Origin of the sequence: Marinomonas transparens, assembly GCF_016463975.1 — a bacterium.
In the GTDB taxonomy this organism is placed as follows: domain Bacteria; phylum Pseudomonadota; class Gammaproteobacteria; order Pseudomonadales; family Marinomonadaceae; genus Marinomonas; species Marinomonas transparens.
In genome coordinates this window covers 168,126-183,100 of sequence record NZ_JAEMNX010000002.1, presented here as the reverse complement: position 1 = coordinate 183,100, position 14,975 = coordinate 168,126, and the positions used below count along the sequence as shown (strand labels likewise).

13 protein-coding genes are annotated in these 14,975 nt (G+C 42.1%); 6 read left to right on the top strand and 7 right to left on the bottom strand.

Features of this window, described 5'->3' with window-relative positions; all coding sequences use genetic code 11:
* Nucleotides 1-16: 16 nt before the first annotated feature.
* A complete protein-coding gene (locus I8J31_RS03270; protein WP_233402560.1) occupies nt 17-1,567 on the bottom strand; it encodes an alanine/glycine:cation symporter family protein in 1,551 nt (516 codons plus the stop codon).
* Between the two features lie 11 nt (nt 1,568-1,578).
* Complete coding sequence (locus tag I8J31_RS03265; RefSeq protein ID WP_199466868.1) at nt 1,579-2,019, bottom strand: universal stress protein; 441 nt, start codon at nt 2,017-2,019, stop codon at nt 1,579-1,581.
* Between the two features lie 370 nt (nt 2,020-2,389).
* Here I8J31_RS03265 and I8J31_RS03260 point away from each other — a divergent pair, with 370 nt between their 5' ends.
* From I8J31_RS03260 to I8J31_RS03240, 5 genes are all read left to right on the top strand, one after another.
* A complete protein-coding gene (locus I8J31_RS03260) occupies nt 2,390-3,772 on the top strand; it encodes an L-serine ammonia-lyase (RefSeq protein ID WP_199466867.1) in 1,383 nt (460 codons plus the stop codon).
* 272 nt (nt 3,773-4,044) lie between these two features.
* Complete coding sequence (locus I8J31_RS03255; protein WP_199466866.1) at nt 4,045-5,622, top strand: inorganic phosphate transporter; 1,578 nt, start codon at nt 4,045-4,047, stop codon at nt 5,620-5,622.
* A gap of 131 nt (nt 5,623-5,753) precedes the next feature.
* On the top strand, nt 5,754-6,434 hold the full coding sequence (locus I8J31_RS03250) for a hypothetical protein (RefSeq protein WP_199466865.1): 681 nt from the start codon (nt 5,754-5,756) through the stop codon (nt 6,432-6,434).
* Nucleotides 6,435-6,529: 95 nt separating this feature from the next.
* The gene (locus I8J31_RS03245) at nt 6,530-7,312 is read left to right on the top strand and encodes a hypothetical protein (RefSeq protein ID WP_199466864.1); all 783 of its coding nucleotides are present in this window, start codon (nt 6,530-6,532) and stop codon (nt 7,310-7,312) included.
* A gap of 47 nt (nt 7,313-7,359) precedes the next feature.
* The gene (locus tag I8J31_RS03240; RefSeq protein ID WP_199466863.1) at nt 7,360-7,980 is read left to right on the top strand and encodes a LysE family translocator; all 621 of its coding nucleotides are present in this window, start codon (nt 7,360-7,362) and stop codon (nt 7,978-7,980) included.
* A gap of 10 nt (nt 7,981-7,990) precedes the next feature.
* Here I8J31_RS03240 and I8J31_RS03235 read toward each other — a convergent pair whose 3' ends face one another.
* Together I8J31_RS03235 and I8J31_RS03230 are read right to left on the bottom strand one after the other, a co-directional pair.
* Nucleotides 7,991-9,949: a DNA topoisomerase III gene (locus tag I8J31_RS03235; RefSeq protein WP_199466862.1), complete on the bottom strand. Its 1,959-nt coding sequence runs from the start codon at nt 9,947-9,949 to the stop codon at nt 7,991-7,993.
* Nucleotides 9,950-10,155: 206 nt separating this feature from the next.
* Nucleotides 10,156-10,638: a universal stress protein gene (locus I8J31_RS03230; RefSeq protein ID WP_199466861.1), complete on the bottom strand. Its 483-nt coding sequence runs from the start codon at nt 10,636-10,638 to the stop codon at nt 10,156-10,158.
* A 425-nt stretch (nt 10,639-11,063) separates the two neighbouring features.
* On the opposite strand from I8J31_RS03230, the gene bamJ reads away from it, so the two are divergent.
* Nucleotides 11,064-11,684: a BamJ family beta-barrel-assembly machinery protein gene (gene bamJ, locus I8J31_RS03225; protein ID WP_199466860.1), complete on the top strand. Its 621-nt coding sequence runs from the start codon at nt 11,064-11,066 to the stop codon at nt 11,682-11,684.
* Between the two features lie 79 nt (nt 11,685-11,763).
* On the opposite strand, the gene I8J31_RS20825 is transcribed toward bamJ, so the two are convergent.
* The 3 genes from I8J31_RS20825 to purB form a co-directional block, all read right to left on the bottom strand.
* On the bottom strand, nt 11,764-12,180 hold the full coding sequence (locus I8J31_RS20825; RefSeq protein ID WP_199466859.1) for a GNAT family N-acetyltransferase: 417 nt from the start codon (nt 12,178-12,180) through the stop codon (nt 11,764-11,766).
* A gap of 11 nt (nt 12,181-12,191) precedes the next feature.
* The gene (locus tag I8J31_RS03215) at nt 12,192-13,385 is read right to left on the bottom strand and encodes a cupin domain-containing protein (RefSeq protein ID WP_199466858.1); all 1,194 of its coding nucleotides are present in this window, start codon (nt 13,383-13,385) and stop codon (nt 12,192-12,194) included.
* A gap of 90 nt (nt 13,386-13,475) precedes the next feature.
* Nucleotides 13,476-14,849, bottom strand: coding sequence for an adenylosuccinate lyase (purB, locus tag I8J31_RS03210; RefSeq protein ID WP_199466857.1), 1,374 nt, complete (start codon nt 14,847-14,849; stop codon nt 13,476-13,478).
* Nucleotides 14,850-14,975 lie beyond the last annotated feature (126 nt).

Sequence of the window (14,975 nt, the reverse complement as noted above, 5' to 3'; positions counted from 1 at the left end):
TAACTAAAGTGAGCGATTAATCTTTGTATTTTTTGATTTCGCCAGACTTAAGGCGTGCAAGGTAAGAAGTTAATTCTACCTTCACGATAGGCATCAAGAAGTACAGACCAATAATGTTAGCAACTGCCATTGCGAAGATAGCCGCATCAGAGAAGTCGATAACTGGGCCTAAGCTTGCCGCCGCACCAATAATGATGAAAACACAGAACATGATTTTAAATGTCAATTCTGCTTTTTTGCTTTCGCCGAATAGGTAAGTCCATGCTTTCAGGCCGTAGTAAGACCAGCTGATCATAGTTGAGAAAGCGAACAAGATAACAGCAAGTGCTAGTAGGTATGGGAACCAACTGATGCTAGCGCCAAATGCAGCAGATGTTAGAGCAACACCAGATACACCGCCTTCTGTTGCGATACGACCATTTTCTGCAATGATATACATGCCTGTCGCCGGATCAACCATTAACTGTTGTGTAATGATGATTACCAAGGCCGTCATAGTACAAATTACAACGGTATCGATGAATGGCTCAAGTAGAGAAACAAAGCCTTCAGTAATAGGTTCGCTTGTCTGTACAGCGGAGTGGGCAATCGCTGCAGAACCAACACCGGCTTCGTTAGAGAACGCAGCACGTTTGAAGCCCTGAATAAGAGCACCAACGAAACCACCAGCAATACCTAGGCCAGTGAAAGCGCCTTCGAAGATTTGGCCAAATGCCCAGCCAATTTTGTCGGCATTAACAAGCAGAATAACCAAAGCAGCACCAACGTAAAGAACACCCATGAGAGGGACAATTTTATCTGTTACGCGAGCAATGGATTTAATACCACCAACAATGACAGCGAATACAACGGCTGCAAAGATACAACCCGTGATCCAGCCAGGGTAATTACCCATTACTTGAGTTAACTGCTGGTGTGCTTGGTTGGCTTGGAACATGTTACCGCCACCAAGAGCGCCTAGAATACAGAAAACCGCAAATACAGCCGCTAGGATGCCGCCGCCAGGAATGCCTCTTTCTTTAAAACCTTTTGAAATGTAGTACATCGGGCCGCCAGAAACGCTGCCGTCTTTGTATTCATTACGGTATTTAACACCTAGGGTACATTCTGTGAATTTTGATGCCATGCCTAGTAGACCTGCAAGAATCATCCAGAAAGTTGCACCAGCACCACCGATAGAAACGGCAACTGCAACACCTGCAATGTTACCTAGACCAACGGTACCAGAAAGAGCCGTTGCTAATGCTTGGAAGTGGCTTACTTCACCTGCATCGTTAGGATTCGAGTAGTCACCTTTTACTAGTGCGATAGAATGACCAATGTTACGAAATTGAACAAAGCCAAAGTACAGAGTGAAAACACTCGCACCGACTACTAACCAAAGTACAATCCATGGAAAGCTCGTACCAGGTAATGGGGCAAAAATCAGATTGACAAACCAGCCAGTAGCAGAAGCGAAAATGGCATTTACTTTTGCATCAAGGCTTTCTGCTGCATAGGAAGAGGTGCTTAAGCTCATTGCGATAAAGGCAATAAATGCCGTAATCATGTGTGCGTATTTTTTCATGGGGAATTTCCTTAGCTTACAACCGTGACTGGGACATTAGAGCTCATAACCAAGTTTGCGGTTACACTACCAAATACACGAGCACTTAAACCTTGCTCTGTAGAGCGGGCAACAACGATTTGTTCTGCGTTGCCTTCAACTGCAATGTTATTAAGAATGGTGGAGGCTTTACCAAATTTTACATACCCTGATGCATCAATACCTGCTTCTTTAAGGGCTTTAAGAGCTGGCTCGATAACGCGTTCTTGAGCGCTTTGAGTTTCAACTTCTTTTTGTTTTTTTCGCAATGAATTTTCTTCTGGAGTTTGGAAGGTATATGGAGACCATTCCACCACGCAAACTAATTCAAGTTTACATTCAGATCCGATTAGGTTTGCAAGTCGTTTAGCGTAAGCTACCGCGCGATCACCGGCTTCACTTCCATCTACACCGACAATGATTGTGGCTGACATATGAGTCCTCTCTATTTTTATAAGGGCGAAGTTTATGTATGGGGGTACACATGCCCTTTTTGTTGTTTATGCAAGCTTTATTCCAAAGAATAGTGCTTAGGTATTTAACATCATGATATAGGGCAAAACCGTCATGAATAGGCCTAGATTGTCATATTCTGGGGATAAAAAAAACGTTTCTTTACGTTTTTTTATCATTTGTGCATTTTTTAGGTGCATTTTTTTTGAATTTAACAACAAATAGGCTAAAAAATCATTGTTTCCTATTGGAAACTTTGTATCCTGATGAAAAAAGTAGTGATGATTTAATCCCGCTTTTAATCACTACATGCTTTGTTTGACGTTAAAGATATCAACGGAAGGGCGTTTTATGGCAATCAGTTTATTTGATCTTTTTAAAGTTGGTATAGGTCCGTCTAGCTCCCATACGGTTGGCCCTATGGTGGCAGCAAATCGCTTTGCTCAACAGCTTAAGCAACGAGGTCTGCTAATGACTGTTGCTAGGATAAAAATTGATCTATATGGCTCTCTAGGAGCAACGGGTAAGGGGCATGGCACAGGCAAAGCGGTCTTAATGGGGTTGGAAGGCGAGTTGCCCGAATTTATTGACCCCAGCCTTGTCGACAAGCGGGTTGATCGTATAGAAGCGCAATCAAAATTGAGTTTGTTATCCCGGCATCCTATTTCTATTGATGTTCAGGCTGACCTTATATACCACCGCGTTGATCGTCTAGATTTTCATGCGAATGGAATGGTTCTCGCTGCTTTTGATCAAAAAGATGCTCTTATTCACAGTGCTACTTTCTATTCCGTTGGTGGTGGGTTTATTGTCCAAGAAAATGCTTCAGGTGAAGTGACCTTTGTTCCTGACAGCACTGAGCTCACGTATGACTTCCATAGTGCGGGGGAACTCATTGCTCTTTGTCGGGAGCATAATTTGTCCATTGCACAAATCATGATGGAAAATGAAAAAGCCTGGCGCACCGAGGAAGAAATAAAACAGGATATTCTTTCTATTTGGAAAGTCATGCAAGAGTGTGTGAAAAACGGCATTAAAAATGAAGGCATATTGCCTGGTGGATTAAAGGTAAAGCGTCGAGCTGCCAGTTTATACCGTGATTTAACCAGCAAAACTCGTATGGACATGATTACCCCATCATTAGGGGCAATGGATTGGGTCAACTTATATGCTCTGGCGGTGAATGAAGAAAATGCGGCTGGAGGGAGGATAGTGACAGCGCCAACGAACGGTGCAGCAGGTATTATTCCTGCTGTTTTACACTATTATTGGGAATTCTGTCCCCGCTCAAGTGAAGAGGGCATTATTGAGTTTTTCTTAACGTCTGCAGCAATTGGGCTGCTATTTAAAGAGAATGCGTCAATTTCGGGTGCAGAAGTTGGCTGTCAGGGAGAAGTAGGTTCGGCTTGTGCTATGGCAGCAGCAGGGTTGGCTGCTGCAACTGGTGGTACCCCAGAACAAATAGAAAATGCAGCTGAAATAGGGATGGAGCATAATCTTGGTTTGACCTGTGATCCGATAGGTGGTCTTGTTCAGGTTCCCTGTATCGAGCGAAATGCAATGGCTGCTATGAAAGCCATCAATTCAGCTTCTATGGCGATTCGAGGAGACGGTTCTCATTATGTTTCATTGGATAAGGTGATTCGTACTATGCGTGATACCGGCCGAGACATGAATGATAAGTATAAAGAGACCTCCCGTGGAGGCTTGGCTGTCAATGTGATCGAATGCTGATTTTATAGGGACTTATTGTCCATTAAGTTTTTGTTATAGAAGTACTTTTTTTTACGGTTTTTCTCCTTCTTATTGCTTGAGGTTATTAGGGGTTTTTATCTGAATTATCCCAGTGTAGAATAGCGCCCAATTTGCATTTTGACAGAAATGTGACAGGACGAATTCAGCGTCAAACTACCTAAAACGTCAGGAAGCGCGTTTTGTAAATTAATGCAGGCGAGCGCTTGTGAATTAACGGTTTGACATAGATTAATCAATAAAAGAAGAGCCTTATGGATCTTATGAATAACCCGAAAGAAGAGTCTAACCCGCTAGGTGGGAATGAGTTTGTTCGCGTATTAATTGCGTTAGCTTTTGTTTTAGTGTCTGGTTTCTATGCTTACTCCAATAGTGTGGGGGTTTCAAATTTATCCATTTTGGCAATCGCTGCTGCTATTGGTGCCTATATGGCAGTCAACATTGGTGCTAATGATGTGGCTAATAATGTTGGTCCAGCGGTTGGCTCTAAAGCTTTATCCCTGACTGGTGCGATTCTTATTGCGGCTGTCTTTGAAGCCGCTGGTGCTTTGATTGCTGGTGGTACCGTAGTTGGTACCATTAAGAAAGGTATCATTAATCCTAATGCGATTGGCGATGCTGAGACGTTCATTTGGGTGATGATGGCAGCTCTGTTAGCTGGGGCAATTTGGCTTAATTTAGCAACTTACCTAGGTGCGCCAGTATCAACGACTCATTCAATTGTTGGTGGTGTATTGGGTGCAGGTATTGCCGCCGGTGGTTGGGATATTGCTAACTGGAACAAGTTGATTGCGATTGTGGCAAGTTGGGTTATTTCTCCTGTTTTAGGTGGTGTTATTGCTGCTCTCTTCCTTATTTATATTAAGCGGGCTGTCACTTATAAAAACAATATGATCGAGGCGGCTAAAAAAGCGGTGCCTATTTTAGTCGGATTAATGGTTTGGGCATTTTCCACTTACCTTATTCTTAAGGGGCTTAAAAAATTGTGGAAGCTGGACATTATTTCTGCGGGAATGATTGGTCTTGCTATTGCGTTAACCGTTTACTTTATTGTTCGACCTATTATTGATAAAGCCGCTTTATCATTAAAGAACGACAAAGATGCCGTAAACAGTTTGTTTACTATTCCTTTGATTGTTTCTGCGGCACTGCTTAGTTTTGCTCACGGTGCTAATGATGTCGCTAATGCGATTGGGCCTCTAGCTGCGATTAATGATGCTTTGCACACAGGCGTGGTATCTAGTAAAGCGGCGATTCCTCTGTGGATTATGATGGTTGGTGGCATTGGTATTGCTGTTGGCTTGGCTTTATTTGGTCCTAAACTGATTAAAACGGTTGGTTCTGAAATCACTGAATTGGATAAGATGCGCGCCTTTTGTGTCGCAATGGCTGCCGCGATTACAGTGATTATTGCATCTCAACTTGGTTTACCAGTTAGTTCAACACATATTGCGGTTGGTGGTATTTTTGGGGTTGGCTTCTTACGTGAGTATTTGAAGCTTTCTTATGAGAAGAAACTCTCGGCTATTGTTGCTCATTCAGAAAAAGCTGGGCATGATATTGAACAGACTCAAGAGTTTGTTACGCGCTTTAAGTCAGCAGATGTGGAAGAAAAACGCGCTATTTTGAAAGAATTTAAAAGCGCTCAAGCTTCTGCACCTATCTCTTCGCAAGAACGTAAAGGCTTGAAGAAAGCGACCAAAAAAGAACTGGTTAAGCGTTCTGCACTGTTTCGAATTGCTGCGGCTTGGGTAATCACTGTACCTGCTTCTGGTTTGTTAGCGGCGATGCTTTTTTATATGTTACTGGGCTTTGCTGTTACTCATTCATAAGTTGTCATGGTTTATTGAAGGCCTGCTTATTGCGGGCCTTTTTGTGTCTTCACTATCCTGTCTATGCTATAAATATCCTAGCGTTTAATCTTTTGGGTAAGAAAATATTTGATTATAGGCAGCTTTAAAGGATGAAAATCACCGTATTTGTATTGATTGTTCTAAGTTTAATTGTTGTTTTTAGCATTGTTTTATCCGTTTTACGGTGGCAAAAATCACAGCGTGAACGTAAACAAAAAATGCTTGCGACTTTACTGAATAGAAGCAATCGGCTGTTGGATATTTTTCAGACAGTATCGGGTAGGTATTTACCTGGATCAGTAAAAAAAGTCTTGGTTGAATACGCTTTTTCAATCACGACTCAGTTAGTTAAAGATCATTATGATGCGCGAGCTGAACTGAACCATGCCGGGTTAGTTGAAGTTTTTGATAATTTGAAATTAGGTGAAAAAGGTGAGGTGAAAATGCGTATTGCTAGTCAAGAGGAACTGACTAGCACACAAAATACACTGCAATATTTGTCTCGCATGCTAAAAAAGCTTGCTGAGAATAGGGTGATTGATAACGGCTCCGCAAAGTATCATATGGGCCTGCTAAGGTATACTCATTCACTTGCTTATTGTGATGTATTAGTGAATCAAGCAGCACAGGATTTGGATTTAGACAAAAAAAGTAGAGCGTTAGAAAAATATCGAACTGCTTTAGTGGCATTGGAGCGGGTTTCGTCAGGTGGCTATGCACAAAAAGAAATTGCGCATTTAAAAGTCATGATTGATGATGTTGAGAAAAAATTATTTCAGCCTACTAAATAAGACTCAATATTGATAAAGAGTAAGCGTTCATCTCGCTCAACAAGAGAGAGTGATTGCACCTTTTTTAAATGAATTAGAGGATAAATACGTAACTTATGACAGCAATTACCATCACTGTTCTTTTGCTTGTTATTGGAGGCTTTATTGCTTTCGCTATTGTGCTGCAAATGAAAGAGCAAGCGCGACTAGAGAAGCTGCGTAAAATTGCTAGGTTGAATAATCAGTTGCGACAAATTCGCCGTTATCTTGATGATCTTCCTCCTCAATATCAACCAAAAGATATGCGTTTATGGCTATTTTCAAGAATGATTGCTGTTTATGATGAAATATTGGTTGTTCAGCCTGATGGTACCTTGAATCGTCGGCGTAATAATTTGGCGGAGGAGATGACCACATTTCAAACAGATAAAAAAAAGAGACGTACCAAGCCTATTAACGATGAAGTGCTAGTAATGGAGTTGAAGCGTTTATTTGAGTCTTTTAAATTATTTATTGCCCAGTCTAAAAAAGAGAAGACTTTAGATGGGGATACTGCGTTTCGTTATACTAATATGATGGAATTTTATAGCCATAAGATACATGTTGATTTTCATGCTTACCTTGCTCGTCATGCTTTTTTAAGTGGCAATATGACAACGGCGATTGAAATGTATAAGGAAGCGATTGCACAGATTGAACCTATTCAAGAGTTTCCCGAAGCTCAACCTCTTATTGAGCAATATAATGAGACCATTAGTGAAATAGAGAGCGATATGGCACTTCAGGAAGCGGAAGAGAATATTATGGCATCGGAAGATGGAGAGGATGAGGAAGAGCTTGATGATGAATGGGATAAGTTTATAGATAACAGTACTTTCCAGAAAAAAGAGCGTTTTTAAATTATACCTTTTTCCTTCTATTCTATTACTACTTCAGCGGATTTCCTTTGAATTTCACCTTGCTTATGGCTTTTGTGCCGACCTTTTTCTTTGTTTCTATTACCCCAGGTATGTGTATGACATTGGCCATGACGTTAGGTATGACGGTTGGTGTCAAGCGCGCACTTTGGATGATGCTAGGCGAATTGTTGGGCGTGGCTCTTGTTGGAGTATTGTCAGCTATTGGTGTTGCCACCTTATTACTTAATTATCCGAATGTATTTATGGTGCTTAAGTATACTGGTGGCGCTTATTTAGCTTTTATTGGCATTCAGATGTGGTTGTCGAAAGGTAAAATGGCTATTAAAGCGGATAAAGAAGGAAGTCAGCTCGCATCTCGTTTTGATCTAATGTCGCAAGGCTTTATGACCGCCATTGCGAATCCCAAGGGCTGGGCGTTTTTTGTTGCCCTATTACCACCTTTTTTAGATGCTAGCCGTTCGTTAGCGAGCCAACTCTTGGTATTAATTAGCATTATTTTGATTCTGGAACTCTCTTGTTTGCTCATCTATGCGACAGGAGGAAGAACCTTGAAGTCTATGTTAATGAAAAGCGGTAATGTACGTATTATGAATCGTATTGCGGGTTCATTAATGATTGGTGTTGGGGCTTGGCTGGCGGTGGGGTAGAGTGCTTATACTAAAAGGTTGTTTTAGAGCGTTTAGCGCCTGTTGATTTTGTTGCTTTTTTTCTTTTGCCTGAGCGCTTAGTAAAGGCCTTTCTTGTCGGGGCTGGTAAATCTTTTAGGGAATCTGTTGTAAGGTTCCTCGATATATCTAAGAGCTGAATTAGATTACTTTCCAAGTGGCTCATGAAACTTTGATAGTTGGTTTCGCCAAGGCTTATGCTATTGAGTATGGACTCCCATTGAGCAGTCATATCAGGTGTAACAAGTTGGCTTGGTAAACAATCTGCAAAAGCTCGTCCCGTAACACTGGCATGAATTTGTTTGCCTTTTCTGATCAAAAAACCTCGTTTGAAGAGCAATTCTATAATGCTTGCTCTAGTGGCATCGGTGCCTAATCCATCCGTGTCTTTTAATATTGCTTTAATGCTTTTGTCTATGACAAAGCGGTTAATACCTGTCATGGCGGCTAGTAATGTGGCATCCGTAAAAGCGGCTGGAGGTGTGGTGACTTTCTCTTGTACGACTCCTTCATGGCACCAAAGTTTTTCGCCTTTGTTAAGTTTAGGTAATTCGCTTTGCTCTTCTTCCTGATTCTGCTGTTTACTTTTAGTGGCTAGTAAGGATTTCCAGCCGAGTGAAATAGGGGTATTGCCTTTGGCTTCGAATTGCCCACCAGCTATATCGAGCTTTATATGGGAGGCTAGGTAATCGTAATCTGGGTAAAACTGCATTAAATATTGTCGAGCGATTAAGCCAAATACTTGAGCTTCGGCTTTTGATAGCGATGCCGCTTTATGGGCTTGAGTTGTTGGAATAATGGCGTGATGCGCGGTTACTTTTTTATCATTCCAAGCTTTGCTTTTTCGTTTTGAATCTGCATTCTCAGCCCCTTGACGAATTTCTGCTGTGGCCCGTGTTAAGGCGTCAATAACACCTTTGGCATCTTTGTGTTGTAGGCTGGGTAGGTAGCGACAATCTGATCGTGGGTAAGTGATCATCTGATGTCTTTCATAAAGGCTTTGGCAGGTGTCTAGTACCTGTTGAGCGGACATGGAAAAGGCTTTAGCAGCATCAATCTGTAAGCTAGATAAATTATAAGGTAATGGTGCTGCCTGCTTCTTTTGCATGTAACTTGCTGCTGAAACTAGAGCGGGTTGGTTGCTAATTCGAGAAGCAACGTTTTGTGCGAGCGGTAAGCTAAGCACCCTTTGTTCTTCGTCCATATAAGGTTGGCATGCGTCACTAGGCAGCCATTTTGCCTGAAAGCCTATGCCTTGTTCTGTTTCTACTTTTGCCCATACTTGATAATAGTCCTTAGGGGTAAAATTTTCTCTCTCCTTGTCCCTCATAGCTACCAACCCTAAAACTGGCGTCTGCACTCGACCTATGGATAACACGCCTTGATAGCCGGCTTGGCGACCTCTGATGGTGTAAGCACGGGTGAGGTTGAGGCCGAATAACCAATCGGCCCTTGCCCTTGCTAATGCAGAGCGGGAAAGTGCAACAAATTCTGTATTTGGTTGAAGGTTATGTAGGGCTTTTTTAACCGCTGTTTGAGTTAGGTCATTAATTAATAGGCGCTGAGTATTTTTGAGCTTTTGTTCGGGTACCTTGGCGTAGTGGAGTACTTCGTCGACTAGTAACTGTCCTTCTCTGTCAGGGTCACCAGCATGAACCAACGCATCTGCTTTTTTGATGAGCTTTTTTAATATGCCCAGTTGTTTTTTGGTATTGGTTTTTTCTTGCCATTGCCAATCAGTAGGGATGATGGGGAGATGTTCCAAATTCCATGATTTAAATGCTGGGTTGTATTGATGAGGTTCAGCTTGCTCTAGTAAGTGACCAATACACCAGCTGACACAGTCGCCATTAGGGAGCCAGATGCAACCATCTTCGTTTTTTTGTGGTGTAGGCAGGGCGCTGGCAATAGCGCGGGCGAGGCTGGGTTTTTCAGCAATGTAAAGGATCATAAATACACTTGAGACCTTCGCACGACTACTGTGCTTGCTAATACATCGTTAAAAATAGACTCGAAATGCTCATTTATAATCTTATAAACTCCGCTTTCTCGTCTATTTTTGCCTTGTCCTAGCTTCGCTCGTAACATAGTGTGAAAGATCTCTTACTGTTTATGCATACAGTAAGTGTATCCAAGAGAATAGGCTCTGGCTAGTGCTTATTTTATAGGCACAACCAAAACAGGAATGCTGCTGCTGTGGATGATTTTATTTGCAGTAGAGCCAATGATCATTTGACCTAGGCGGCTATGAGTCCGACTGTTCATGATAATCATATCGACGTTTCTTTCTTTAGCGACAGTATCTATGGAGTCTGCTGGTGTGCCGTAAACGATAACCGTTTCTGGTGGTGCAGGTAAATTGGCAAGCTCTTCTGAATATTCTTGCATCAAATTGTTTACGGATTTTTTTAGACGAGACTCTATGTCCGCCTTTGCTTCCTTACGCATGCTCTGAAGGTCTTCGGCAGGAATATAGTTATTGATCATATTGGCGGTTTGGGCGCCTAAGGGTTCCATTGAGTGCATTAAAATGATTTTAGCCTGATGAGCTAAAGCTAAGCTCATTACCAGCTCCATTGTGTCGTGAGTTTTACCGTCTAGATCATAGGCGTAAAGGATAGTCGTTATTTTAGGCAACATGATGGCGTCCTCTTATTATGTATGCCTTTAGTCTAGTCTGTTTCGTTTTCTAGACGCTGATATGTGTCAATAACGATAGTAACTTTTCATGTCTTTAGGTTTGCTTTTAATGACTGACAAATAAAAAACAGCTCATGGAGGAGATAAAAATAAAACTGACGAACAGCAGTCCCCAATAATCTAATGGTTTTTTGTCATCTTGATACTTTTCTGTGGGTGAGATAAAGCTTTTTGCCTTCATTGTTTTGCTCCTTCTGTCCATTGCTCACGAAGAGTATTAAATGATAATTATTATCGTTTGTAAACTCTATTATGCTAATTGTTTTGTCTATGTTGCTAGAAGAAGTAGGCAGTCAATATCCTAGGGGATTCTTGCTATGTTATGATACGCCTTCAAATTTACATTTATAAAAGAGAGTTTAAACATGTCAGAACTGTCGTTCGACTCGAATGAAGCAAAAATCGCATACGGCATTGGTCGTCAAATTGGTGATCAGCTACGTGGTAGTGATCTTGGTGAATTGTCTTTAACTCACCTTTTTGCCGCGATTGAAGATTCTTTGAATCAAGCAGAAATGCGCGTTCCTGGTGAAGAGCTAGAAGCGGCTTTTGCTGAATTACAGCAAAAAATGGAAGAAAAAACTCGTGAAGCCTCTGCTGGTAATGTACAAGCGGGCGAAGAGTTTCTTGCTGCAAACAAGGAAAAAGAAGGCGTTCAGGTTACTGAAAGTGGCTTACAATATGAAGAGCTAGAAGCAGGAACAGGCGCCACGCCAAGTCGTGAGTCGACAGTACGTGTTCATTACGAAGGTCGTTTACTTGATGGTCAAGTATTCGATAGCTCAATTGCTCGTGGTGAGCCAATTGAATTTCCTCTAACTGGTGTTATTGCTGGTTGGACTGAAGGTCTTCAGTTGATGAAAGAAGGTGCGAAATACCGTCTAACAATTCCTTCTGAATTAGCATACGGCGCACAAGGCGCTGGTGCAATGATTCAACCTCATTCTGTTCTTCAGTTTGATGTTGAGTTAATTGCGGTTGTTTAATTGCAACTGAGCTAAAAGACATAAAAAGAAGCGAGCAACCTTAGAGTAAGGTGCTCGCTTCTTTGTGTTTGGAATGGCGTTAGATATCTCTTTCCATGCGAATATGCATTTTTCCCGCTTCTAAAAACATTTTTCCATCGGTATGAAAATTTTGTTTTTCATAAAAGGTTTGCACATCGACTTGTGCATGTAAGAAAGCAGTCTTAATGCCCATCTGGCGCGCAACTTGTATGGCTTTGGTGACTAGCATTTCACCATAACCCTGATGGCGATAAGCTGGTAATACGGCTAGGCGTCCTAACTGGCCATCTTCTGTTAATCGACAGGTTCCAGTCGGCACAGCAGTGGTTCCGAAAGCAACGAAATGCACGGCGTCTTCATCATGCTCATCCCACTCGTCTTTCTCGTCGATACCTTGTTCAATAATGAAAACTTGTTTGCGAACAAAGGTTAGTTGGTCTTTGCTGCTTTTCCAGTCTGACGTTAATACCTTCACCTTGTCTCCTTTTATGCTTCTGGTGCAACAAGTTCGATCAACCCTTGCTGACGAATAAGAAATCGCACGAGTGGTTCTAAATCGCTATTTTGGCTTAAATCTAGACCAGAGAAATCGAATTCTACTTGATCCGTAATGGCTTGTATGAAATGAGCCAACTCTGCATTGATCTCTAGACTCTTACCATTACAAAATACGCTTATTATATTTTGATTGGTAGCGTGATAATAGCAAATACGAGCATCGCCAGGACGAATAAATGTCTGTCCTTGCATGGCATTTTGGAAGGCTTCATCCAGTTCTTTGCTATTTAAAGGCGCTAGGTATTCAGGGTATTTGCTTTCGCTCATGGTTTCGCCTAACCAGTTTGCTAATAGGTTCGGCTGATTCATTAAGCGAGCGAGTTCTGTTTGTAAATAAGTAATATCGTCTGAATGAATTTGTGCGTTGTGTTCACGTTTGCCCGTTTCTGGAGCAGCAAATCGATCTTTGACATTAATGCTTTCACATAGTTTATCGCGAAGACCTGTCAATGCATCTTGTAGGCTAGGTGCTCGGAAGCCGATGGAATAAGTCATGCATTCATCGTCCATCGAGCGGCCATTGTGCGCGAAATTGGGTGGTAGGTATAAAATATCACCGGCCTCAAGTTCCCAGTCCATTTCAGGGTTTATATTGAAGTTATCTAAAATATGTAAGGCGACATTTGCTATGGCAGAATCTTGGTATTCGTGTGGAGCCAATGCTTGCCAACGGCGCTTACCGGCTACCTGTATTAAGAAAACATCGTATTGATCATAATGGGGGCCAACGCTTCCACCCTCAGTCGCATAACTGATCATCACGTCGTCTAAGCGCCAGCTGGGTAAAAACTGGAATTGTTCTTTTAAGGCTTGAACTTCAGGAACCCAATGATCGACCGCTTGAACCAATAATGTCCATTCTTTTTCAGGTAAGGAAGCAAAGGTATTTTCGTCGAATGGGCCTTGTTGCATTTGCCACGGTGTCTGGCCGTTTTCGATAACTATGCGTGACTCGACTTCTTCTTCCATTGCCATGCCAGCGAGCTCGTCTGCTTCTAACGGAACTTCAAAATCCGTTAGGCCAGCACGAATGACAAGAGGTTTTTTCTGCCAATATTCATCTAAAAAGGTTTGCGCTGTCATACCACCAAGAATGGCTAAAGGTATGTTTAGGTCGGTCATATATTGCTCGTAAAAATGAATGAAATTTAGTGAGGAGATAAAAAAGAGCCGATAAATCGGCCCTTTTTATTTGTTCACTTAAAACAAAGCTTAGTTGCGGATTGCTTTCGCTTGAGCAACAGCATTACCAATATAAGTACCTGGCGTTAATGCTTTTAGTTCTGCTTTGGCTTTTTCTGGAAGCTCTAATGTATCAACAAAGGTTTCGATTGTCGCTTGGTCGATAGTGCGTCCACGGGTTAGCTCCTTTAGTTTTTCGTAAGGAGACTCAATGCCGTAGCGACGCATCACCGTTTGAATGGGTTCTGCTAAGACTTCCCACGCGGCATCCAAATCTGCGTTTAGGCGCGGCGCATTAATTTCTAGTTTGCTGATGCCTTTAAGCGTAGCTTGATAAGCAATTAAACTGTGCGCTAAGCCAACACCTAGGTTACGAAGAACGGTAGAGTCTGTTAGATCACGTTGCCAGCGAGAAATCGGTAATTTGGCACTTAAGTGACCCATGATGGCATTTGCAATGCCCAAGTTACCTTCTGAATTTTCGAAGTCGATAGGGTTAACTTTGTGGGGCATGGTGGAAGAGCCGATCTCTCCCGCAATGGTTTTTTGCTTGAAGAAGCCCATAGAGATGTAACCCCAAACATCACGATCAAAATCGAGAAGAATGGTATTGAAGCGACTAATTGCATCGTACAATTCTGCGATGTAATCGTGTGGTTCAATTTGAGTGGTGTATGGGTTCCAGGTCAAACCTAGAGACGTGACGAAAGATTCTGCATGAGCTTGCCAGTTAACATCAGGGTAAGCGGAAAGATGGGCGTTGTAGTTACCTACGGCACCGTTAATTTTTCCTAAAAACTCAATGTTTTCGATTTGCCTAAGTTGGCGGCTAAGGCGAGCAGCCACGTTGGCCATTTCTTTACCTACAGTGGAAGGGGAGGCTGTTTGTCCATGCGTGCGAGACAACATAGGTTGCTCGGCATGTTCAATCGCAAGGCCTTGAATGGCAGAAAGGACATTTTTTAGCTCAGGCACAATGCCGTCTTTTAACGCTTCGCGTAGCATTAAAGCATGAGACAGATTGTTGATGTCCTCTGAAGTACAGGCAAAGTGTACGAATTCAGAGATGGCCGCTAATTCTGCGTGGTCAGCCATTTGGTTTTTAATAAAGTATTCAACCGCTTTGACATCGTGATTAGTGGTTCTTTCAATGTCTTTAATTGCTTGAGCATCTGTTTCGCTGAAGTTATCTGCAAGCTGATCTAGAAGTGCACTTGCTTCGTCGCTTAATGCAGGTACTTCGATGATTTGTGGGTGTTTAGCAAGAGATTGTAGCCAGCGAACCTCTACTATGACTCGCATACGTAGCAAACCGTATTCGCTGACAGAGCGACGTAATACGTTTGTTTTCGATCCGTAACGACCGTCTATAGGGGAAATTGCATTTAAGCTAGTTAATTCCATTGAGATAACGCCTCGAACATGGTTTTCAGGGAGCCGCTATTATAGGCAAAAGGGCTGAGGTAATACAGGGATTCGCCGAATGTATGGTATAAAAAAGCCCAGATACTTATCGAAAGGATAAGTATC